Origin of the sequence: Modicisalibacter xianhensis (assembly GCF_900113605.1) — a bacterium.
Taxonomy (GTDB): domain Bacteria; phylum Pseudomonadota; class Gammaproteobacteria; order Pseudomonadales; family Halomonadaceae; genus Modicisalibacter; species Modicisalibacter xianhensis.
In genome coordinates, this window is sequence record NZ_FOPY01000029.1 from 1 (window position 1) to 22467 (window position 22467).

The window sequence follows — 22467 nt, forward strand, 5'->3', positions numbered from 1 at the left end:
CGATACGGCCTTGTGGGTGCTTTCCCTTCATCCCGGTAGGTAGCAGCGGATAGCGCGTCTTGCTGGGCGTTGTAGGCACCTCTCCCGCCCAAGATATGATTGATGCGCGGCAACTGTGCGCGATGTGCCATCTGGGTGCCCCCTGCATCCAGCCCGGGGGAGGTGGATAGTCGAGCCGGTGATATTACTCTGAGCTTATGAAAAGACTCCTAGCATTTGCCACCCTTATTCCCACGCTCGCTCTGGCCGACTACGGCAGCGCCACGGTGAGCGAAGTCGTCGCCATATACGACGGCGATACCTTTACCGCCAATGTGGAGGGGTGGCCGCCAGTTATTGGCGAGCGCATCAAGATTCGCGTTGCCGGCATCAACGCCCCTGAACGCCGATCACGCTGCGATACTGAGGCCGATAAGGCGAGAGAGAAGACATTGGCAGCGGACGCCCGTGTTTACGTAGTCGAGCGCCTGCGAGACGCTGAGCGTATCGAGCTACGCCAGATCAAGCGCGGTTCGTTCTTCCGGTTGATTGCTGACGTATACGTCGATGGCGAGAGTCTGGGCGATCAGTTGATAGCAGCGGGTCTGGCGATACCGTACGCCGAAGGGCAAGGCGGGAAAGCGTGGTGTGGTCACGCTCCCCAGCACCCGGTCAGCCGCTGACCCACCACCCCTGGCATTCAGGTTCAGCGCCGACGATGAGCTTGAATTGAAGGGTCAGCAGATCGTGGCCTGGACGGACGGTTATTCAGTGATAGGGCCGTTGATCTGCTTAACAGTAACGGTCATGCCGCTCACCTTGCTCATCGCCTCGACACCAGACTCGACCTCAACCTTGGCGTCAGCTTCGTTCGTGGCTCGTAGCTCGTATTCGATCTCCTGCCCATCCGCGTCAAGCGTCACGCTGTAGCGGCCTGCCTTACGTGCGGCCAGGGCATCACGGCGGCTTTCCTCGCGGTTGGCCTGAGCCCACTGCTCAACCAGGGCATCCGGTGCGCCGTCGCTATCGTTGTCCAGCGCATCGATGCGGTCGGTCAGCTCGTTGCACAGGGCGCGTAGCTCGTCGTCTGTCAGGTCTTCCGGGCGCTGGTTCATGCTTCCCTCTGCTCGTTCTTGTCCAGTGCGGCACCAAAGGCGGCGAACGCTTCCTGCCATGTCTGATACCGGCCCCCGCTTATCTGCCGGCCACGAAGGTCTGTGTAATCAGCCACTACCGGCTCGATGTCGCCATTCGGATATTCCAGCAGGTCGATGCCGCCAAACAGGTTGCCTTTGTGCTTCCAGGTGCGCACATTGTCGCGGAAGTCATCGGATAGTTCGGGACGCTGGTTCATAGCTGGGCCTCCTCAGTCTGGTAGCGCTGAATCTCGAAATCAGCCCGATCCTGCCCGGCAAGCCATGCGTCAGCCTGGGCGGTCCCCATCGCATAGGGGCAACGGCAGAATCCGGCATCCTTGGGTTTGCCATGAAGGTGCCAGTCGAGCCTGTTCTCCAGCCCCTCATGGTATTCCTTCGAGCGCGTATCTCCGACGCTCAGGACGGCGGCGGCTGCCTGTTCGGCGGTCATGTCGGGGTCGAGTCGAGACAGCTTCATTGCTGGGCCTCCAGGCGGGCAAGGCGTGCGGCTAATGCCAGTGCAACGGGTGATAGTGGGTAGTCGCGGAATTCTTCCAGGATGGCCATCATTGCAGCCAATTCGGCAGCGGTTAATGGTCCAGTAGTGGTAGACTTGCTCTGCATTTTGGCGGTCTCCTCAAACGTTCGCCAAGGTGTAAGCCCGGCCCCGGTTGCCCCCGGGGCCGGGCACTCGTTTATGCGGCAGCGGACTCCGCTGCCAGCAACAAATCCTCTGCCTCACGGGCTGCGATCTCGCTGCCGATTTCGGCAAGGGCCGCCAGGCGGCTATGCGCTGGTGAACCTGTCGCAATGCTGTCGAATAGCGCTTGCAGGCGGTGCAGCGTGTCACACGCATGGTCTAGCTGCTCGGTCACTTCTTCTTATCTCCTGCGGAATCGGCGCTGGCGCCGTCACGTTCACAATAATCCCCTATCGCGGGGCCACTTGGCCTAGCCTTGGCGCTTTATTAGATCCGCCAATGCTTCACGCATCACTTCTGACTTGGTTACAGCATCGCCTGTTGCCTGGCGGCGCTGCCTTACCAGGTCATCTAGCTTCTTGAACTCCGGCAATGGCAGCCTGACGGTCACTGTCTTGGTTTCCATTCCTTCACCTGCTTTGTATTGCTGTATTCAATGAATACAGACTAGTGGTTAAGTACCAGCAAAGCAATACAGGCGAGCAGGGATAATGCGTTACATGATATCGATCAATCAGCCGGTCAGCGGCAATATCGGGGCACAATTCCGGCCATCCACCAATCAAGCGGCATTACGATTGCCGGATGCACGAGTACTCGCGAGCGCCCAATGCAGCAAAGGGACCATTACGGCTGTATGCCCTATTCCAGAGCGGTTCGCGGTAGATCAGCGCCAGCCGGACCATGCACGAGTATTCCGGTAATGATTCATCGGGCATCGGTAGGCGGGGGTGATCGGCGACCTTAGCGGCCCCAAATTCCAGTACCGCCATAAAGCCTCATAGGGCGTCCACAGGCGACAAAGGCATCAATCGATACATTGGGCAGGATTAGAGAGGAACGGCTCTCACAGCGCCACAGTGGCGGCGCTATGAAGGGATCAGGCGACCGCCTGGCGGCGGCGGGTCTGATCGCCTCGACCGGCCAGCACTCCCTCGATGGAAATATCCTCGTCCAGGGCATCCCAATGGATACCCCGGGGACTCAGCTCGTAGTCAGCAAGTTGTTCGGGGGTAGCGTTGAGCAAGCGCGGAAACCACGCCAGCGGCACGCCGATTGTGCGTCCGTCGCTGAGTTCGACCCAGAAGCTATCGGCGTCGAAGGACACGTGCTTAGGCGAAGTAGTCATGCCAGGCCCTCTCCAGTTGGTCCCGGTGGGTGACCACCAGGGTAGTGATCTTGCGCAAGGTCTTCGCATCATAGCCGTCGTTGCGGGCTAGGCTCACCTCGGGGGCGAGCCAGAACTTGGCTTCCGAGCCGCCTTGAAAACGTGGATATGCGGTGGCTCGCGCGGATCGCCCTCATCCGAGTAGAAAAAAAACTTGGGTATACGGATTTAATGGTTGATTGAGCTCTCTCACCCCACCAACCTGATACCGCCGTCAGATGGTTGATAGATCGACCCCGTAGTTGAGTTCCTCTGCGAAGTCCGGCAGCCCACCAACGTATAGATCACCACGCAGGCTGCAATGGAAATAATGATCGCCCGTCCTACGTTCCGCTTGGGGTCTATTACTTCGGAGCCGCTGTTGGTAATGGTATGGTGAAGCCCTTGAAAGCTAGAATTCCGAGCGCGGTTGCTCCAAGGAAGTTGCCCACAGTTCCGGCCTCTCCGGGATTCGAGAAGTCAACCGATATGGAGTCGGCGACCCATACCCCCACCAACCCGAAAATCAGTATGCCGCCGATTTTCAGGACGCCGATAAAGGAAGCCACACCCTGAATCATCCGGTTACCCAGCAGATTTATGAGAAACGCTGCCAGGATCAGTGACACCCCGAGAATGGGCACCATTCGCCCGCTTTCGTCGCCACCGAAGAGCTGCATGGTGTAGGAGCCGAACGTGCGGGCCAGAAAACTCTGGGCGATCACCATGGAAAAGTACATCAGCAAGGCGTTAAATGCGGTCGGCAGCCGGTTTCCGTAGGCCTTGTGTAAGTACATGCCGATACCGCCCGCAGACGGGTACGCATCGGAAATTTTGATGTAGGAATAAGCACTGAAGCTGACGATCACGGCGGCCGCCAGAAACGCCAGGGGGAACAGAACGCCCGTCATCTGTGCCATCTGTCCGGTCAACGCAAAAATACCAGCGCCTATCATGACGCCGGTACCCAGCATGACGGTTCCTGGCAGGGTGAGACTGCCTTCCTGATAGCGAGTGGTTCTGTCTTGCTCCCTGCTCATTCAACCTCCGGTTATTGTCGTTTCTATTTACGCTTCATAGGTGGGATTTTGGAACAGCAAAACGGATCATGTTTTGCGTTGGCCCGAACATTGTCGTCTGTAAACCGACACCACGCCAGTTTCCGCTGGGTCCACCACCCGGCCTGCAACCCGCCTCCGTGGGTTTTGATCAGTTCCATTAACTCGTCAAGAGACCAATGGGTTCCATCGTAGACGACATGCAGCTGGTTGTTCGGTTTGCGCTCGGCAAAATCAACACAGGGATGATGGTTGAGTTCATGGATGAAATCGCCCCACTGACTCTCGCCAAATCACTCACCATTTTGGCACGTAGATGCCGGTGAGGTGAGGAGGAGTCCATCCCATTGATTCAGGTTACTGATGAAAATGAATAATCACGGTAATCCTGATGCCTATGCGCCGTATCCTCTTGGCCGTGTAGCGACAAACGTCAGGCACTCACCCAACCGATCTCATTGTACCCGGCGTCGAAAGACCCAAAGGGAGAAAATAAACAGCGTGACACCGATTACCAGCAAGGCGAGAGCCTCATCCCAGAGAACCGCCAGGCCGGCGCCTTTGAGGAAAATACCGACGATGATATCCATGTAATAACGCAGTGGACTCAGCAGGGAGAGGCTTTGCAGGAAAGGCGGCATGGCTTCTACCGGCGTCAAACTGCCCGACAGGAACATCAGCGGGAAAAGTCCGAAAAAGGAGAGCAGCAACGCCTGCTGAAGGGTCCGGCTGTAGGCGGCAATCAGTACGCCCAGCGCAATCGCACTGAGCAAAAAGATGGCGGTCAGCACCAGAAATAAAAGCAGACTGCCCTGAAGGGGCACATCAAAGACTCTGACAATCACCAAACTCGGAAAGATGGACAGTACGCCCATGATCAGCGTGGGTGTGACCTTGGCCAGGAACAGTTCCAGGGTGGAAATGGGCGTCACCAGCAGCTGCTCGATAGTGCCTCGCTCCTTTTCCCGGACAATAGAGGCGGCCGGGTGAATAACGCCCACCATCATACCGGCCAGAGCAATCATCGATAACACGATAAAACCCGATGTTGTCAGATCGGGGTTATACCAGATACGGATCAGGGGTACCGCGACCCCCTTCTTCCCGGCAGCAGGGAGCGCTTCGCGCTCCTGGCGCTGGACGATCTGCAGAGCATCATTGACGGCATTGGCGGCAATGTTGGAATTGGTGCCGTCCTGGAGCAACTGGAGCTGAGCACTCTTGCCAGCGAGAAGAGCACCTTCGAACCCGGCGGGAACGACCAACACCATGGTGGCATCGCCTTTCTCCAGGAGGTCAGTGGCGGTTGCCACACGGGTTTCCTGAAATTTCAGGTCGAAGGTTTCGCTCACCGCAAATTTCTGGATCAACGAGCGACTCAAGGCGCTGCGATCCTCGTCCACCACCGCCAGGGGCAGGTGGCTTACATCAAAACTGAGCGCAACGGCACAAATGACGACTTCAATGGTGTAAAGCCAAAGTATCAGGGTCAGTATCAACCGGTCACGAAAGAACTGCACGAGCTCCTTGCGCAACAAACCAAATAAGGCAATTCCCATCAGGCCACCTTCTGCTTCATTCGCCAGGCCGCGAAGACAAATACCAGGACCGTATAGACGATCAACATCATCAGATTTGGCAGAACGGCTTCAAGGCCGGCTGATTTCAGTACGATGCCCCGGGAGATTTCCATAAAATAACCGGCAGGGAAAAGCCAGCTATACAGTTGCAGGGCAAGAGGCATGGTGAACAGAGGGAACAGAAAACCGGAAAACAAAAACGACGGCATCAAGGTGACAATCAGCGTTATCAACATGGCCGCCAACTGGGTACGGACCAGGGATGAGACCAACAGGCCGATACCCACCGTGGTCAGCACATAAACGAAAGCGGACGTCAGCAGCAGTATCGGGCTGCCGGCAATGGGGACCTGAAACCAGGCAAACCCCACCACCATGACCATAAGAATCTCCAGGAAAGCCACCAGACCGTAGGGCACCAGCTTGCCGACAACAAACTCGGTTGAGGTGACCGGCGATGCATAGATCTGCTCAATCGTACCGGTCTCTTTCTCACGCACGATCGCCAGGGCGGTCAGCAGGGGTGGGAACGCCATCAGGATCACGGCAAATAACCCGGGGATGACGAAATTGACGCTGCGCAGGGAGGGATTGAACCAGACCCTGGCCTGGACCCGGACGGCGCTCTGACGCGGGGCGGGGAAATTTGCGATTACCGCCTCGGCATAGGCCGATGCCAATCGACCCAGAACAGGATAGCCGCCGTCCACGATCACCTGGACAGGCGCCTCGTCGCCTCTGAGCAGTTGCCGGGCCAAGCCGGCTGGAATCACCACGCCCATGCTGATGGTCGAGCTTTGCAGTGCCGACTCCAGATCGCGGAGATCGGTCGTTTTCTGCTCTAATTGAAAATACCGTGAGCTGTCGAAACGGGCTGACAGGTCGCGGCTTGCCGGCGTGTTGTCCAGATCGTAAATGCCCACGGCAACCTGTTCCACATCCAGATTGACCGCATAGCCGAACAGAAAAAGCATGATCAGCGGCATGATCACGGCCAACGCAATGGTAACCGGGTCGCGAATCAGCTCGCGACTTTCCTTGACGATGAGGGCTCCAAGCCGATGAGCCTTCATGGTCCCAACGCCCGGGAATTGGCCGTTCCCGCCTGTTCTATGGCCGCCGTGAAGAGCATCTCCACCGTGGCGTCGGCTTCGAGGCCGAGCGAATGATTCAGCGATGATCGGCTACCGTGTGCAAGCAGCCGCCCGTCCAGCATTAACGCCAAACGATCACAATAGGCCGCTTCCTCCAGGTAGTGGGTAGTGACCAGCACGGTCATACCGCTGGCGGCCAGCTCACGGATAACCCGCCAGAAACGGTACCGGGCGACGGGATCGACACCCGAGGTGGGCTCATCAAGGAACAAGACCCGGGGCCGGTGAAGCAGGCTGCAGGCCAGCGCCAGACGCTGGCGCAAGGCACTTGAAAGATCACCGGTGAGCTTGTCGGGAATATCTGTCAGCCCCGTTACTTCCCTGGCCCAGTCGATCGCAGCCCGCGCCGCGCCTCCGGCCAGGCCGTAGGCATTGGCAAAGAAGCGGAGATTCTCCCAGGGGGTCAGTTCCAGATAGAGTGAAAACCGTTGTGACATATAACCAATTTGCCGGCGCAATGCGGTGCTACCCCCGCCGGAGCTCACCCCGGCCACCCGGGCGTTGCCCTCATCGATGGCCACCAGCCCGCACAAGGCCCTGATCAGGGTTGTCTTGCCCGCCCCGTTGGGCCCCAGCAACGCAAGCAGTTCGCCAGATGGCGCCTCGAAACTCACCCGGTCAACGGCCTTGAAATGTCCGAAGCGGACGCTCAGGCCGGTGGCCACCAGCCCTTCCTCTTTTCCCCTGTCTTGCCGGGCCAATTCCGGAAACTGCTGCTCGCCGGCCCTCCTGTCCGTCCGCAGCACAAACAGATCCTCGAGCCGGGGCTCGGCCGCCGCCAGGTGGGTTCCCTCGGGCAATAACTCGGCGAGCTGGTTTTCAGCGATGTCCGCGTTCATCACCAGTCGCAGGTGATCCGGCAACCACTGCACTGAATGGACGCTGTCAATTTGAGCCAGGATGCCGGACAACTCCCGCAAGCCTCGTCCGGTATCTCCAGCATTTACAGTGAACACCCTTCCGGCGGCGGGCCTCAGCAGCTCTTCCAGCGACCCATCCGCAAGAACGCGGCCCTGTTCCAGCAGCAGTATCCTGTCGCAGCGCTCCGCCTCGTCCATGTAGGAGGTAGCCACAACCATGGTCAGGCCCTGCGACCGGAAGCGGTCGAGCATGGTCCAGAGATGGCGCCGGGACAGGGGGTCGACGCCGAGCCCCGGTTCGTCAAGGATCAGCAGCTCCGGTTCATGGACCAGATTGGTACATAGCGACAACTTTTTCCGCATGCCACCGGACAGTTTGGCGGCGGGCCTGTCAGTAAAGCGGCCAAGCCCCGACATGGATAGCAACCTTTCTGAACGCTCCCGATAGAGTTCGTCGGGCACATCCCGGATGCGAGCGGCAAAGCTCAGGTTTTCCTTGACGCTGAGTCGATCGTAAAGCGTAAATCCCTGGGACATATAGCCAATCCGGGCAGCAACCTGCTTGGCCTCACGACGGGTATCGAAGCCCAGGACCCGGCATTCCCCCACAGTGGGGTCCAGGATGCCAGCCAACATCTGTAACAGCGTCGTCTTGCCAGCGCCATCAGCACCGACAATGCCCACTCGTTGGCCGCGATCAACGGAAACATCCAGTGGCTCGATGACAACATTGTCTCCGAATTGGCGGCCAAGGCCTTTGGCGACGATGGGTTCCGGGGAAGACATGACGGCTCAGCGCGCCGGAACCGAGAGGGTCGCTGGCCACTCGGCGTCCGGATCCCAGCGAATCCAGGCATCTGCCGGCATACCCGGTTTCAGAGCATCGGCCGGATTATCCAGCACCAGGGTAACGCCATAGACCATCCGAACTCTCTCGTCGGGCATGTGGACATCGCGGGGGGTGAACTGGGCGAAATCGTCAATCCTGCCGACTTTGGCGGAAAAGTCCCCGGGCAAACCGTCCACGCGGATTCTGGCGGGATCCCCCAAGCTGATCCGGTTGAGGATATCACCGGGGACATAGACCTTGAGTTCGAGCTGCTGCAGATTCACCATCGTGGCCAGCGGCTGGCCGGTATCGACAACCTCTCCCGTCTCCACCGCCCGGATCAGGATGGTTCCGGAGAGCGGCGCGGCAACCTCCGCTTTGTCCAGTTGCGATTCAGCCAGTGCCACCTGCGCCGCCCTTGCAGCCACCTGTTCTTCGGCGGCATCCTTCTGCCGCTGGAGAGACTCAAGTCGGCCCCGGGCCTCACTGACGGCATTTTCCTCCTGATCCAGATCACTCGAGCTGGCCAGATTGCGGGACCGCAAGTCCCGGATCCGCTGCCGTTGTTTCTCGGCATTCTTGAGATGATGACGCCAGGTGGTGATTTGGCTGTCGAAGCCGTCACGGACTTCCCGCGCCGAGGCCAGCTCGGCCTGTGCCGAGCGCAGGCGGTCTCTGGCATCGGCGGGGTCGATCACGGCTACCGTGTCGCCAGCCGAAACCTTGCTGCCTTCCGCGAGATGGTGCTCGATGACCCGACCGGCCACTTCGGCCGCGATCCGCACTTCCCGCCCCTCGATATGGCCATTGCCATAGACGATTCCCTGCGGCAAGGGCTCTTCCCCAAACAGAACAAAAACCCCATAAGAACCGCCGGCGAGCACCAACACCGCTATCAGAGACCAGAGCCAGGATTGGGATTTCACCAAACACTCCTTATGACATTACTGTTCAGGTTGGAGCCGGGATCAGGGCCACTGCCTCTCACTCCAGCCAATGAGATCGCCCACTCTAGCACTCGGCAGCCGCCGCGACCAAGGTCGTTGCCGGATCTTAAGCGGCTCATTCAGGTCGCCCTCGAAGATGGCCGTCAGGGCATCGTCAAAGACGCAAAATGGATTGGTAGCCTGCCACATCCACCTCAAACCGGGTGTTCTGACGCAAGTGATCCCTCAGCGCCTCCAGCGCCTCCGGATCACCGTGGATCAGGTTGATCGGCGTTTCGGGGGCCAGGTCACTCTGAGCAAGCCACTGTTCAATCTCTGCGAAATCCCCGTGCCCGGAAAGCCCACTCAACACTTCCAATCTGGCTTTGACAGGAAACCAGTCACCGTGGATCTTGATCCTTTCCGCTCCGCCAATCATCTTGGCCCCTCGTGTTCCCCCGGCCTGATAGCCGGCGAAAATAACAGTTGTGCGGTGCTGGCCCAGGAGGCGCTTGAAATGATGAAGTATGCGTCCACCTGTTGCCATGCCACTGCCGGCAATAATTACGTGGGGGTATGCCTGGCCAGCCAGCGCCTTGGAGTCCTGAACACTGCGACTGTAATGAACGGTGCTACACATTTCGTGGCACTCGGAACTGCTCAATCGGTGCTGATCCTCGTAGCGGCAGTAAATCTCGGAAACATCGATTGCCATGGGACTATCGAGGTAAATTGGAAGCACTGGAATTCGCCCCGCCTTCATCAGGGTAGTGAACATATGCTGTAAAACCTGCGCCCTGCCCACAGCAAAGGCCGGAATCAATATATTGCCCCCTTTGTCGACGGTTTCATTAACGATGTCTGCCAACTGCGACAACGGGTCCGCATCGTCGTGGCGACGATTGCCATACGTTGACTCCAGCATCAGCATGTCCAGAGCTGGCAGAGGCGCAGGTGGCCTCATGAAAATATCGTTGAGGCGCCCAACATCGCCGGAAAAACCGATGCGTTTACCTTCCGTCTCAATAATGATGCAGGCAGCACCGAGAATGTGCCCAACCGGCCGAAGATGGAAGCGTATATCACCGAGCTGGACTTCTTCGTAAAAGTCTACCGGCTGAAACAACTCCATACAGGCGTCCGCATCATCCTGGTCATACAGAGGCTCCGGAGTTTCATGTTTACTCAGTTTATGGCGGCCGAGGTAATGCGCCTCCTCTTCCTGGAGATGGCCGCTATCAGCCAGCAGTATTTCACTCAAATCACGGGTAGCGTGGTGGGTATAAACCGCCCCTCGAAACCCCTGCTTGTACAACACAGGTATATAGCCCGAGTGATCCAGGTGGGCGTGGGTCAGAAGCACTGCGTCCAGTGATTCTATATCCAGCGGCAATGGCTGCCGGTTGCGCTTTCTCAGCCACTTGTAACCCTGGAACAAACCACAATCAACCAGAACCCGCGTCTCCCCCGCTTCAATCAGGAACTTGGATCCGGTAACCGTCTCTGCGCCACCAAGGAATGTAATATTCATCGACTCTTACTCCTGTCCTGATTGAGAAAATGCCTGATCGGTGGCGCCAGCAACTCACTGACATCAATACCGTTGGTACTGTGTGGAATGGTGTTGGTGGTCACCAGAGACTGTAAACCCGCAGCCAAAAGATACTGATCCGAAGCCTCGGCAAAGATGCCGTGCACCGCAGCACAGAGAATAGCCTCCATACCCTGCTCCTCGAGGCTGTCAAGCAGGCGGACCAATGTCGGATTCTCGATGGTCATCAAATGGGCTAACTCCCGCTGGGTCAATCCTCCACCACCACGCTGCAGGCAGACCATGGTGAACCATCGAGCCTGGGTAACCCCAAGGTCTTTCAAGCGCTCATCCAGTAAACTTGCGCCAGCGCCTTGCCACCCGAGCACTGGTGAAAGGAAACTGATCTCGAGGGATTTGTGGGTCCATATCGCTGTCCTGCTATTGCTGACTCAGTAACAGTAAATCGTAAGCTAATCATTGAGGCCAACATAAGTCACACATTGATCTGGGATCAGGCTTGCGCCAGATCAATATGCAACATCACGCGGATTCCGAGGCCAGCTAAGGAACTTCTCCTTCCAGTGAGACAGGTAACTCCTCACTTTTTCAGAGACAGGAGGCCTTCAGCGTATTGTCGCCCTGGTAGACACCCTTGCACCGTGACCGGCAACCGGCTTAAAAAAGCTGGCGCCGAGCGCTCCACAACGCTGTAGCATCTTCACTCGAAACCAGCCCGGTCTTCGGCACGACGTCTTCCAGGCAATCCGCATCCGCTAAGGTCAGTCCCCAGTCGGGTAGAGTATGCGGGGTCGACAACAAGGCCAAGTTCCGCTTATCGGCCAGAATGGCATGTACTCGGGAGGTTGGGTGACCAAAAAATCAGTAGTTCAATAGGTTGAGAGTGTTTTTGCGCTATTTTTCGCGTTTGTCTGCCAGCCCTCTATAACAGCGCCACGCAATTCAGCCGTGAATATAACCAAGTATTCGGCGCACCACCACTGCGCGACATTAAGCATTTACGACAGTCTGTTTCAAAAAAGATATAGATCGAAAGTTATTTGCTAATAATCAATTTTTCGCTCATGCAGTGGGCATTGTTGTCTTTAATTCGGCTAGCCGCACGATTCTTAGTTGACTATGAATTTTCTTACGTATGGCAAGTTAGTTGCTGCACAGCTAACTCAGGAGACCTCCACCAACCATTTTTTCCGTAGAGAAAATGAAAATAAAGGTTTTACGCACATAAGCTATCAACCAGATATTCCGTATACCCAAAAACTTGAAGCCCTCCAGGCGCAGAATGGTGGGCATCAGGTGCGAACCCGCTGATCTTCCGTCTCGAACCCGGACACTATCGAGGAAAGGGGCTCGCTCATGTGGCCTCTCCAGGCGTTATGGATTTGGACTCAGTGTAGCCCGCCAGCATCAGTGCCAGCAAAAGGCCGCCAATGGAAGCGTTGCTCGATGCCAGGTGTGGCACATGGGGTGTTATTCCCTAAGGGGGTAAGGGGGGATGTGCCACACCCTGCCAGCTTAATCTCAGCTTTTGCCCGGCTATAACGGCGGCTGCCAATCTCCCCCAGAGGCTATCCTGGGCCTCATCGGACGCATGGGCTTGTCCCACACCGCTGCCAAGCATCGGCGGGCCTGTCTCACGCTCCAGAGCAGCGTGCCGGGTTCCGGTTCGCCCTGCTGGGCAGGCTCACTGGCTGGCGCCTCCATCTCCGCCACCTTGCGAGCAGCGTTTCTGCTCTCGGCCCACTGGGTCATGGCCTGGATACTCGCTGGCGCAGGTTGGTAGACGCGAATGATCGGGTTCCCTTTGGCCTTCTTGGCGGGCTTCTCGCTGCCCTCAGGTGTGGCACATGGGGTGTTATTCCCTAAGGGGGTAAGGGGGGATGTGCCACACCTACGCTTCTTCGACTCCACTACCAGCCCCAGCCGTTCCAGCATGTCCGTGACTTCCCGCACGGGGTAGGCCGGGCGCTTCATGGGCAATGGATTACCCTCCTTGTCTTCGCGCCACTGGGCATACTTGCGGCTCACTATGCCTAGGTGGGCCAGCAGGTGCCGGTGTTGCATGATTCGGTCGAGTAGCACGTTGGCAGTTTCGACAGTCAGCCCCCACTGATCCAGGCCGGTACCCTCAAACAGCCAAGAGTAGGCTTTCGCGCAGGCGCGCAGATAACGGCGACTGGTGATGGGAAGACTGGCATCGTCATTATCGGGAACGATGCCCTGCCAAGCGCTGAAGCGGTCCAGGCGTGCCACGGCACGGCCATCGTCCCAGAAGTCGAGAATGTCCTCGGTGATAGGCTCTTCGGCGATCCCTAGAGCACGGCGAAGCCGGTGAGCTTCTAGGGTGGCATTCTGCATTTCATTCCGGTCGCTCAGGCGCTCCAGGCGGGCGGCGTCCTCATCCGAAAGGATCGGCGCGGCCATGAGTGCTTGTCGGTGAGAATCATCCACGGCAGCAGCAGCAGCTTGCAGGGCGCCAGCAATCTCAGGGTCAGCAGCCTCCGTATCGGCCTTCAGGCTCCAGCCGGCAGCGTCCAGTTGCCATAGCAGGCCAGCGGCGAAGTCTGCGCGGGTGTTGTCATAGTCGGCACGTATATCCGCCACCAGGGCATCGAAATCAGTCGCCTTGCTGGCGCTTCCCTCAACCTGGGCGGCCTGCTCGGCTGCCTTCAGAATCGCGTCAGGACATTGGTTTCCGGCTGCTGTCGAGTTCGGTACCAGTGCCAGCGAAAATCTCTTCAGGTAGCGTACACGGCGTAGCTGTTGCGCAGCGTCTGCCGGCGGCGTCCGATGCCCCCCCCCGATATACAGGCCCAGCGTAAAGCGCTCATGGTCCGGCACATCGCGGTGTTCGATGGACAGGCCACTGCCGATTACCGGCGATGCGATCACCGCGTCATACCTAAGGCTCTCGGCCTCGGCGCTGTCGAGAAACTTTCGCTGATCCTTATTGCCGCTGTTCCCGCTATGTACGACCAAGACGCGATACCCGGCATCCTTGAGCATCTTTCCGAGCGCTTTGGCGCGGCGTTTTGATTCGGTCGCTATCCAGACCTTACCTCCGGCTGCAAGCTCCGCCAAGGCATGGCCTGACGCTTGGGCAGGGGCGTTCTGACCATAGCTGTAGGTCGCCTCGATCTTCGTGCTGTGCGGCTCTGGCACTTCGATAATACGGAATCGCTCCCCAGGGCGGCATGACTCCAGAAACTCGATTGTCCGGCGGTCAGCGCCAGCATCAGCAACAATCACGCAGCGGGCATTGCTTACGACTTCGCGCAGGCGCTCATAGACGCCACGGTTATCAGCCCACTGAGTACGGCAATGCTTCGCGGCTTGCAGGAAGCGCAGTACCTGGGCGACCTCATCGATGAACACGGCCCCGGCATTGTCGATCAGTGCAGCATGGCTGGGCAGAGTGATAGACGGCAGGCAGGTGGCCAGACCATCAGCCCCCCAAGCGCTTGTAGCGTCTAGGTCGCCGTAGTGCGGAAGTTCCAGACGTTCGGCAAGCTCTGCTGTCAGGCTCCGGCGATGGCATATCGCCAGCAGTCGCTCGCCATTTTCGCGCGCCCAGCGGGCCAGCGGGCGGCCTATCCGTTGAGTTTTTCCAGAGCCCATTGGGGCCTTGACCACAATCACGCCACGATAAGCATCACTGGCCAGTTCTGGCAGTTCGGCGCGGCGTTCATAGTTATGGTGCGCAGCAATGTCGGCAGGCAGGGTTACAGGCGCTAGAGCGGCACGTTTGCGGTGTCCCTGGGCTATCTCCAGGCGTTGCATGATTCGGTCGAGCGTTGCCGGGTGAATAGCGCTTTCTGGCAAGCTGGCTTCGATGGTCTGACGGATAGTGGCAAGGCTCATCTGTGCCGGTGCACGAGGCGCCAGCTTAGCCGCTACGCTGTAGGCCAAGGCGGCAGCCTTCTCTGGCTCCGTAGTCCTAGCCAGCGCGTTGATCCACTGTTTAGCTTTTTTGCCGGGTAGCTCAACACGCTGCAAGTTCCAGGCGTCCAGTACCGGGGTGTTGGATACCGGCTCACGTCCGAAAATGGCGGCGGTGGCCTCGATGCCCATATCGTTGAAGTCAGCGCCCGGCACGGGCGGCAGATAAAATGGCAGGCCGGTTTTGATAGCGGCTTTATGCCCGGTTCCGTATTCGCTCAGCCGCTTACGGAACGGCGCGCCAGGTTTCGCACGGCCATCGTTGTCAGCGGCCACTGCATCGCCAGGTTGCCTGCCCAGGTGAGCTATCACATCGCCTATGTTGCTCGCATCCCAAGCGACAATGACGGGGCGTCCGGTGGCCTTCCAGACCGTCCATCCGGTCGCATAGCCCTCGCTGAATACCCTGCCCCCGGTACCCGGCAATAGGGAGTAGCAGCCCTTCTTGCGGGCGCCCTTGATGAATCGCTTGGTGCCGTCTGGTGCGATGCGCTGAAGGTTCACCATCGTGCCGCTCTCAGGCGCACAGACGGGAATCAATAGCTCTCCCAGCCAGTTCACACGTAGGCCTAGGCCGGTGGGGTCGATGCCCTTGCTAATCAGATAGGGGTGATCTGCTGGCGCCGGGGTGCCGCGTACCCACATACGCTGGGCTCTGCGTTCCCCTTCGGCCTGCTCGGCGACCCGCTGTTGAAGCTGCTCTGCGTGCTTACGGGATTTCTCGGATTCCCGGTGCTGGCGCTCGCGTTCTCGCTGTCCGGGACTGATATAAGCGTTCTGGTGGTTCTCGTGGTTTTCGATGAAGCCATGATCTGCCAGCCAGGCCATTTGCCCAGATACGTCACCGATGCCTGTAATGTACGCGATCAGCGCCAGCACACCGCCGTTCACGCCAGTGGAGAAGTCGGAGAAGTTGCCCTTATCAGGCCTGACAACAACGCTGCCCTTGCTGCCATAGCGTAGCTCGCGGGCGTTAGCTTTGGTGGGGTCGCCCAGCAGCTCGCGGGCTACGGGCTCAATGAGCGAAGTGAAGTCGATATTGTTACGGATGCTGCTGTTCACTTGGGTTCCTTACCCAAGAGAGCTTGCTTTTGCCCATCGAAATGTTACCTACAGAGTAACGTTCTGCTAGACTGTAGGAAGTGCTGAAGCGTTTTCGGCGCTATGCTATAGTGGCTTCAGTTCGCTGGGTCGTATAGCAAGTCCCCTCCGGGGGGTTAAGCAACGCTGAAAGATTGGCGTCTGTCTGGCGTTGCGGTGGTTGTTGAAATGCAGTTATTTCTGCTCTGAAGCCGGGTGTTGGTCGCACCCGGCTTCGCTCATTGTAAGCCTTTGTTTTCCCCTGTCCATCGCTTCAATTCCCTGTACTTCATCGCGCGAAATATACCGTTACCATCTAATAAGCCCTTTAGACCCTCCCAATCTAAACTCCAATCTCAGCGCTCAGAATCCCTGCCACGCATTACTCCTGGCGGCTGCGCTCTGGTGTCTTCGCCTTGTGAACGCTATGCAACTCACGCGTAATTATGGTCAGTTTATTCGATAAAATTGAATTACTTTCATTGAAGTAGCGGTTTCAGTTCAATATTTTTCAATAAAAACCCGCCTTGGCAGGCGGGTTTGGCATCCTCTCAGCCGAGAACAATATGGCGAACGCTGGGATGGAGCCGCAAATCATTGTTGAGGTTCAAGATAGGGCCGCGCAGTCGCGCTATGACATTTTTGAGCTTCGCGGATACCTCATGCTCCACCTGGGCGCTGTAGAATATGCCGATGCTGTCCGGTACCGGCACGCCGTAGCGCTGCACAATGTCGTCCGCGTCGATTGCTGTCCGGCGTGACTCAACCTGCTCGCGGGTCCAGCCATCTACTGCCCGGGAGAATTTTTCGAATGCACTTAGCAGCTCATTACGGGCACTCTCAGCCCGTGGACGCTGCTCTACGGCATATTCGGCAATACTCTTCATGTGGTCCGCACCAGCATCCTGCCTAGCGCTAGTAAGTTCACGCTCAAGCTGAGTACGCTCGGCGGCCCGGCGACGGGCACGGACATTCGCCAGGGCCTGCTCCTCTTCGATTTCATCGGCGTTACCTGCCTCCACGGCGGCAATCATCTCGGCATCGAAGTCGCGGGCGCGGTGCTGACGATCTGTGGTGTCCAGTGCGTCAATCTGTGCCTGAAGCTCGGCAATACGGTCGCTGGCGGTGGCCTGGCTGGCGCGGTCGCTCATGTGACAATCCTCGTGGTTAGTAGCGTTACTGATGTCCTGATGATTCATTGCGCGGATCTCTTCTGGTTGGCGCCGTGAATGGCTTTTACGTCCTCATGGCGAGCTTCTAGCCATTGCTGCTCGCTGGTGGCTTCCTGCTGGTACTCGTCGCTCAGGCGCTCAAGCTCATCATCTGTTAGGCCGTTATCGGGCTCTTCAGGCTCGATGAATGACAGCTCACGCTTGATCTGCGCTTGCAGCGTGAACGGCACTTCCAGGCCGCGCTTTTCGATCTCCAGGCCGATTTGGGTACAGCTCCATGCTTCCGCTTCGCCCTGGTCGATGATTTGCTTGCGTAGCGCTGCTGCCTCGTCGCCCGTAAGGCTCAGTTGGCGCTCGATGCGGGTATGTTCGAGCACGAGGTAGCCAATTCGGCCTACAAGCCGGTCTATCTGTGCCTCAAAATCGGGGCGGACGCGCTTGGTGGTCGTTTGCTTCTCGCCATTGCTGGCGCGAGCTACGACTTCATTTAATTGGTAGTCGCTGTGCGCCAGCGCGTTGTAATCAACCTTGGCGTTCCACTCGGCTTCCTTCTTGAGCACCATGAACAGCCGGCCCCGCTCAAGCTGGATCAGCTCCGCCAGGTGTTCCGGTGTCGAAGGAAGCTCAGCGGCCTGCTCGGCAATTTCCGGGGGCAGTTCAGAGACGTATCCGCCATGCGTGACAGCCGCCTGGTTGCCGGGCAGAAACCAATTTTTCTGGCTGCCGGGTGTCTTGCCGCGCCCGTCAGTTTTCCGTTTTTTGCCCCCCCGGGGGTTAGGCTTCTTCCTGGGCTGGTTGCTCACGCGGCTTCCTCCGCGATGGCGATCAGGGTCAGGTATCTCCAAACTGTGTCGATGCTGATCTTGAAACCATTCATATTGGCCAGGCTGGTGACATATCCCTCGCCCATGACTCGCCGATGCTCGAAGCTCGGCTTCTTCAACCCCGGAATGACTGCAATCGCATCGCCGCTGTCTGTCCGGTCGTCAATGGCGACCTCGATGCCGTAATGCACCAACAGGTATTGAAGATTCTCCAGGGTCGCCAGCGGGCGGCCTTTCGCGTTTCGGTGAGGCCATTCTGGGTCGGGTATCAGTTCACAAGGAGCCGTAGCGCGCAGGATTTTCATTGGCAATCCTCCTCTTCGGCGCAAGACAGGGCGCTTTGTTGCTGGCGCAGTGTTTCGCACAGGATCACCAGGCCAATGGCCACGGTATCGCCCTCATTGGCTTTCATACGCAGTTCTCTGCGATATCCATCAAGCTGTTTCGGGGTAGGCAGAGCATTAGGCCCGGTTCTACGTCCTGAACGTGGAGGGTTCGGAGGCGGTGGAGGAGTTGGCATAGCAACCTCTTTGTAAATTTATGTAACTAATTGTAACATTAAGTTACCAAAAGGGCAGCAGAAGGCCAGCAAAAACCTGTACGGAAAACCCCACCGAAATAGCGCCCACGGAACCCGCATTCTTGCTGGGGTGCATCTGGTTGTTTTAGGTATACGGTAAACGGTTGTTTTCCGTATACCTCGACGATAAAGTGAAACCAGACATGACGACAGGGCGGACGGGCCATGACCAAGCGAGTAGCCATCTACAGCAGAGTATCCACGGACGGACAGACCACGGAGAACCAGACGCGGGAGCTTCGAGAGGTGGCCGAGAGAAACGGCTGGGAGGTAGTGGCCACGTTCATGGATCATGGCGTCAGCGGCGCCAAGGGCAGGGATCAGCGGCCACAGTTCGACCAGCTCATCAGGGGCGCTGTGCGTCGGGAGTTCGATGTCATTATGGCCTGGTCAGTGGACCGTCTGGGGCGATCCTTGCAAGACCTTGTGCAGTTTCTGGGAGAAATTCACGCCAAGGGCGTAGACCTGTATTTGCACCAGCAGGGCATTGATACCACTACGCCAGCCGGCAAGGCGCTATTTCAGATGATGGGCGTGTTTGCGGAGTTCGAGCGCTCCATGATTCAGGATCGGGTGAAGGCGGGGCTCTCCCGTGCCAAGGCACAGGGTAAGACGCTGGGGCGCCCAAGGACGGCACCGGACGTGGAGCAGCGGATACTGGCAGCAAGGGCTGAGGGGCTGGGTATTCACCGCATCGCCAAGCAGGAAGGCGTGGGTGTTAGCGTTGTGCAGCGGGTTTTAAGAGGAAATGTTGCAGCGTGATAACGGTATATATCCATATACCTATGCCCGCACCATCGGGCACGAGACATGAAGCCTGATTGCTTGAGAAAAGCGTCTCTCATGGGAGACGAAGCGAAACGAAGCCGTATGTTATTGGCGACGTTAGCCGCAACTTTACGTGAATTGTCGGTAATCTCTTACAAGATAGTGAAACGCAAGTTATATGCACTGCTTCCCATAGCTGCCACACTGTCTTCCATCGAGCTAAGGACGGTTCGAACAAGGAAGATAGAGCCAGGATGGCTCAGGTGGTCAAGGAAGCATGAGCAGGATGCTCATGGACACAAGCAAGGATACGCAGCGCTAGAGATAGCCCGGCGGCTAGGAGCTAGGAAGGTTCCTCAAGGAAGATCGGCCACGGATGGCCCGGTAAGCCAAGGACCGCGGGCAGGATGCCCGCAGAAAGATCAGCCAGGATGGCTGACCAGGCCCGGCTCCGAAAGGGGTTCGGGCCTTTTTTATCGAAGTTTCCAGATTTTCTACGTTCCCTGCGTACCTTGGGCCACTCATCAGCGGCCCTATTTTTTTGCCTGGCATTTCATGCCATCGCCCCCCTGGTCAGAAGTCCGGAGCGGGTCATGGACAAAGAAAAGCCCGCCTCACAGGGGCCATCTGCCCAAGCTCGACCGGGATCTACTGGCCAGGCTCCCTCAGCGCCCGCACCATCGCCCGGAAACCATGCGGGTCATCGTCGGCAGGGGACGGGGCTTTCGTCGCTCCTAGGGCTGTTTCTGACGGCTCTGCCTGGGCTGGCGCTGGTAGTCGAAGCATTACTTCCTTGAGCTCTCGCACTTCCTGCCGTAGCGCCCTGTTCTCTTCCAGCCCAGCCAGGTACAGCTCACGCATGGCCCGTAGCTCCTCCAGGATGGCGTGTTGCGCCTGTTGCGTAGGCTGTTGCGTTGTCTCTGCTACGGCTGTTGCGCCCTGTTGCGTTGGTGCCGGCTGATTGGGCGGTTCGCCCCATAAACGGATGAGTTCGGCAAGGTCCACCACGCGCACGCCATCGCCCCGTACAGTGCATGACAAGCGGCCTGCATCGATTGCGCGGTGTATCGTGGAGCGTGCCTTACCGTAGAGCCGGGCAGCCTGGGAAATAGTCTGTTGCAAGGTGCCGCGTCCTGTTGCGTGCGCGTTGTTGCGTCAGCGTCGATAGCAGATAGTGTACATGTGCCACGCGGGGGCAGGCATCGTCCTGGTTTAATGCCAACAACGCCCAGCAAGGCGCAATGGGGTAATTATCGCCCGGCTCGGGTGCGCGGTGGGGGCTGACTGAGACCCGCGTTAATGTCGCTCGCCGAGGTGCAGCGTATTGCCGATGAGTTCCTTGCAGGCTACAACGGCAACGACCCGCTCGATCTGCGGGTCGTCAATCGCCAGGAGGACGCTTATGGACCCAACGCCACCCGAGCCCGGTACGGCATCGTTAAGGGCGGATGCCACGCCTGACGCGGACGACCCGTATTTGCCGCTGCCACTTTGGATAACGCGCGCGACGCTCGGGAAACCCTCGCCCATGAAGTGGTCGGAAACTACGGGCTCAATACCTTCACGCCTGACGCAAAGCGCCGCATCTTGGATGCGATTTTTGAAATGGAAGGCCATGAATCGTTAGCGCCAATCCTGGACGCGACGACGACTCTTAAAATGCGCTGCCGAGCGCGATCCCTCCCCGAAACAGTAGGAGTAAACCATGATCGACAAGCCCGACCTAGACGACTGGCACCGCAACAATCCCGATGCCGAAGCCAACGTCCAAGCCAGCGATACGCTCCCGGCTGACGCCCAGCGCGATATCGACACGATCCTTGACCGTTACAGGCAGGGCAAGGCGACGCCCGACACTCGCCACCTACGTATATCAAAGACGGTGCGTATACCGCCGCTTTACAGCGAGATGCTGCGCGTCCTGGCGTATACCGAAACGCGCGCGCAGGGCCGCAAAATCAGCGAGTCGGATCTAGTCGTCGAGGCGCTGGAGGATTACTTTCGCAAGCGCGGGGTTTTGCCCAGTACAGGCGCGCAACGAGCTCATTAAGCCTGGCTGAGCCTGCTCCACCCCCGTTATGGCCAGGTGGTGACGTCGCGGGTGGTCGGTAGTGGGGTGCCTATCTTCCACTCGGAGGCGAGGCGCTGACCTTCGTTGATCTGCTCGGAAGTTAGGCTCTTGAGCATGATGTCGCGGTATTTTCGCGCATTCTCATTCCCCTGCGCCGCTGCCAGATTCAGGAGTGTATAAGCAAGGACGGGGTTTCTGGCGATGCCATCGCCGGACTCGTACAACATGCCCAGCATGAGCTGCGCATTCTCATTCCCCTGCTCGGCGGCGAGCCGGTGCCACTTGGCTGCTTGCGAATAGTTTTGGGCGACACCATTACCGCTGTCGTATAACAAGCCCAGCCTAAGCTGCGCATTCTCATTCCCCTGCTCGGCGGCGAGCCGGTACCACTTGATTGCTTCCGAATAGTCTTGGGTGACGCCCTTGCCGAATTCGTTCATGACGCCAACTCTAAACTGAGCAATAACATGGCCCTGCTCAGCAGCGAACCGATACCACTTGGCTGCCTCCGAATAGTCTTGGACTACGCCATCGCCGGACTCGTACATATATCCCAAGCCAATCTGAGCAATAACATGGCCCTGCTCGGCGGCGCGCCGATTCCACTTCAAGGCCTCCGCCTCGTCCTGGGCGACACCTCGGCCATCTTCGTACATGATGCTCAGCTTAAGCTGGGCATCAGCATCGCCTTGCTCAGCAGCGAGCCGATACCACTTGGCTGCCTCCGAATAGTCTTGGACTACGCCATCGCCGTTGGCGTACATGACCCCCAGTCCGAACTGCGCGATGGCATTGCCCTGCTCAGCAAGTGGCTCAAAGTGCTTTAGCGCGGTCGCAAAATCCCCTCGTTGAACAGCAGTCAGACCTTCCTCGAACGACTGGGCGAGAGCGGGTAGTACCGGAAGAGCAAGGAGGGCAGAGAGGGCAGCGGCGGTGAAGAGGCGCATTATTGGAATCTCGGTTCATGCGTGAACTCTCATCCTACATTAGCTTGATACGAAGTTCGCCCAAACCGGCCGATACGGCCTTGTGGGTGCTTTCCCTTCATCCCGGTAGGTAGCAGCGGATAGCGCGTCTTGCTGGGCGTTGTAGGCACCTCTCCCGCCCAAGAT

The 22467-nt window shown here is 58.1% G+C and carries 23 protein-coding genes and 2 pseudogenes; 4 read left to right on the forward strand and 21 right to left on the reverse strand.

The window, feature by feature from the left end; all coding sequences use genetic code 11:
* Positions 1-197: 197 nt before the first annotated feature.
* Positions 198-662: a thermonuclease family protein gene (locus tag BM194_RS19670; RefSeq protein ID WP_092850495.1), complete on the forward strand. Its 465-nt coding sequence runs from the start codon at positions 198-200 to the stop codon at positions 660-662.
* Between the two features lie 81 nt (positions 663-743).
* Here the strand turns inward: BM194_RS19670 and BM194_RS19675 are convergent, their stop codons facing one another.
* The 19 genes and pseudogenes from BM194_RS19675 to BM194_RS19765 form a co-directional block, all read right to left on the reverse strand.
* Entirely contained in the window at positions 744-1094 is a 351-nt protein-coding gene (locus BM194_RS19675) for a hypothetical protein (RefSeq protein WP_092850497.1), read from the reverse strand.
* Positions 1091-1333: a hypothetical protein gene (locus tag BM194_RS19680; protein ID WP_092850500.1), complete on the reverse strand. Its 243-nt coding sequence runs from the start codon at positions 1331-1333 to the stop codon at positions 1091-1093. Before BM194_RS19680 ends, BM194_RS19675 begins: the two co-directional genes overlap by 4 nt.
* Complete coding sequence (locus BM194_RS19685) at positions 1330-1593, reverse strand: hypothetical protein (RefSeq protein ID WP_092850502.1); 264 nt, start codon at positions 1591-1593, stop codon at positions 1330-1332. Before BM194_RS19685 ends, BM194_RS19680 begins: the two co-directional genes overlap by 4 nt.
* Positions 1590-1739 carry a hypothetical protein gene (locus BM194_RS20720; RefSeq protein ID WP_177223471.1) on the reverse strand — a complete coding sequence of 50 codons (150 nt, stop codon included), beginning with the start codon at positions 1737-1739 and terminating at the stop codon, positions 1590-1592. Before BM194_RS20720 ends, BM194_RS19685 begins: the two co-directional genes overlap by 4 nt.
* A 71-nt stretch (positions 1740-1810) precedes the next feature.
* On the reverse strand, positions 1811-1990 hold the full coding sequence (locus BM194_RS19690) for a hypothetical protein (protein WP_092850505.1): 180 nt from the start codon (positions 1988-1990) through the stop codon (positions 1811-1813).
* Between the two features lie 75 nt (positions 1991-2065).
* The gene (locus BM194_RS20725) at positions 2066-2221 is read right to left on the reverse strand and encodes a ribbon-helix-helix domain-containing protein (protein ID WP_177223472.1); all 156 of its coding nucleotides are present in this window, start codon (positions 2219-2221) and stop codon (positions 2066-2068) included.
* A gap of 474 nt (positions 2222-2695) precedes the next feature.
* Positions 2696-2944: a DUF2442 domain-containing protein gene (locus tag BM194_RS19695; RefSeq protein WP_092850507.1), complete on the reverse strand. Its 249-nt coding sequence runs from the start codon at positions 2942-2944 to the stop codon at positions 2696-2698.
* Positions 2928-3151 (reverse strand): annotated as a pseudogene (locus BM194_RS21170) (DUF4160 domain-containing protein). Before BM194_RS21170 ends, BM194_RS19695 begins: the two are co-directional and overlap by 17 nt.
* Positions 3152-3250: 99 nt before the next feature.
* Positions 3251-3936 (reverse strand): annotated as a pseudogene (locus tag BM194_RS19705) (APC family permease); the annotation flags it as partial.
* Positions 3937-4475: 539 nt separating this feature from the next.
* Entirely contained in the window at positions 4476-5579 is a 1104-nt protein-coding gene (locus BM194_RS19715; RefSeq protein WP_008172526.1) for an ABC transporter permease, read from the reverse strand.
* Positions 5579-6673, reverse strand: coding sequence for an ABC transporter permease (locus BM194_RS19720; RefSeq protein WP_008172528.1), 1095 nt, complete (start codon positions 6671-6673; stop codon positions 5579-5581). Before BM194_RS19720 ends, BM194_RS19715 begins: the two co-directional genes overlap by 1 nt.
* On the reverse strand, positions 6670-8400 hold the full coding sequence (locus BM194_RS19725; RefSeq protein ID WP_008172530.1) for an ATP-binding cassette domain-containing protein: 1731 nt from the start codon (positions 8398-8400) through the stop codon (positions 6670-6672). Before BM194_RS19725 ends, BM194_RS19720 begins: the two co-directional genes overlap by 4 nt.
* A gap of 6 nt (positions 8401-8406) precedes the next feature.
* A complete protein-coding gene (locus tag BM194_RS19730) occupies positions 8407-9369 on the reverse strand; it encodes an HlyD family secretion protein (protein ID WP_177223473.1) in 963 nt (320 codons plus the stop codon).
* Positions 9370-9544: 175 nt separating this feature from the next.
* On the reverse strand, positions 9545-10900 hold the full coding sequence (locus BM194_RS19735) for an MBL fold metallo-hydrolase RNA specificity domain-containing protein (RefSeq protein WP_008171124.1): 1356 nt from the start codon (positions 10898-10900) through the stop codon (positions 9545-9547).
* Positions 10897-11244, reverse strand: a complete 348-nt coding sequence (locus BM194_RS19740) for a MarR family transcriptional regulator (protein WP_227497755.1) — start codon at positions 11242-11244, stop codon at positions 10897-10899. The genes BM194_RS19735 and BM194_RS19740 overlap by 4 nt, the downstream gene beginning before the upstream one ends.
* A 1213-nt stretch (positions 11245-12457) precedes the next feature.
* Positions 12458-15922 carry a plasmid replication protein, CyRepA1 family gene (locus tag BM194_RS19750; protein ID WP_092850512.1) on the reverse strand — a complete coding sequence of 1155 codons (3465 nt, stop codon included), beginning with the start codon at positions 15920-15922 and terminating at the stop codon, positions 12458-12460.
* Positions 15923-16491: 569 nt separating this feature from the next.
* Positions 16492-17091 (reverse strand): hypothetical protein, encoded by a 600-nt coding sequence (locus BM194_RS19755; RefSeq protein WP_092850516.1) that lies wholly within the window; start codon positions 17089-17091, stop codon positions 16492-16494.
* Between the two features lie 44 nt (positions 17092-17135).
* The gene (locus BM194_RS19760; protein WP_092850519.1) at positions 17136-17915 is read right to left on the reverse strand and encodes a hypothetical protein; all 780 of its coding nucleotides are present in this window, start codon (positions 17913-17915) and stop codon (positions 17136-17138) included.
* Positions 17912-18241 (reverse strand): hypothetical protein, encoded by a 330-nt coding sequence (locus BM194_RS19765; RefSeq protein ID WP_092850522.1) that lies wholly within the window; start codon positions 18239-18241, stop codon positions 17912-17914. The genes BM194_RS19760 and BM194_RS19765 overlap by 4 nt, the downstream gene beginning before the upstream one ends.
* A 440-nt stretch (positions 18242-18681) precedes the next feature.
* Between BM194_RS19765 and BM194_RS19770 the strand changes: the two genes are divergently transcribed.
* Complete coding sequence (locus BM194_RS19770) at positions 18682-19278, forward strand: recombinase family protein (RefSeq protein ID WP_092850525.1); 597 nt, start codon at positions 18682-18684, stop codon at positions 19276-19278.
* A 654-nt stretch (positions 19279-19932) separates the two neighbouring features.
* Here the strand turns inward: BM194_RS19770 and BM194_RS19775 are convergent.
* Complete coding sequence (locus tag BM194_RS19775) at positions 19933-20406, reverse strand: hypothetical protein (protein ID WP_092850528.1); 474 nt, start codon at positions 20404-20406, stop codon at positions 19933-19935.
* 177 nt (positions 20407-20583) lie between these two features.
* Between BM194_RS19775 and BM194_RS20730 the strand changes: the two genes are divergently transcribed.
* Together BM194_RS20730 and BM194_RS19785 are read left to right on the forward strand one after the other, a co-directional pair.
* Complete coding sequence (locus BM194_RS20730) at positions 20584-20745, forward strand: hypothetical protein (protein ID WP_177223474.1); 162 nt, start codon at positions 20584-20586, stop codon at positions 20743-20745.
* Positions 20746-20989: 244 nt separating this feature from the next.
* Entirely contained in the window at positions 20990-21334 is a 345-nt protein-coding gene (locus tag BM194_RS19785; protein ID WP_092850535.1) for a hypothetical protein, read from the forward strand.
* 26 nt (positions 21335-21360) lie between these two features.
* Here BM194_RS19785 and BM194_RS19790 read toward each other — a convergent pair whose 3' ends face one another.
* Positions 21361-22302, reverse strand: a complete 942-nt coding sequence (locus BM194_RS19790; protein ID WP_092850537.1) for an SEL1-like repeat protein — start codon at positions 22300-22302, stop codon at positions 21361-21363.
* Positions 22303-22467: the final 165 nt, after the last annotated feature.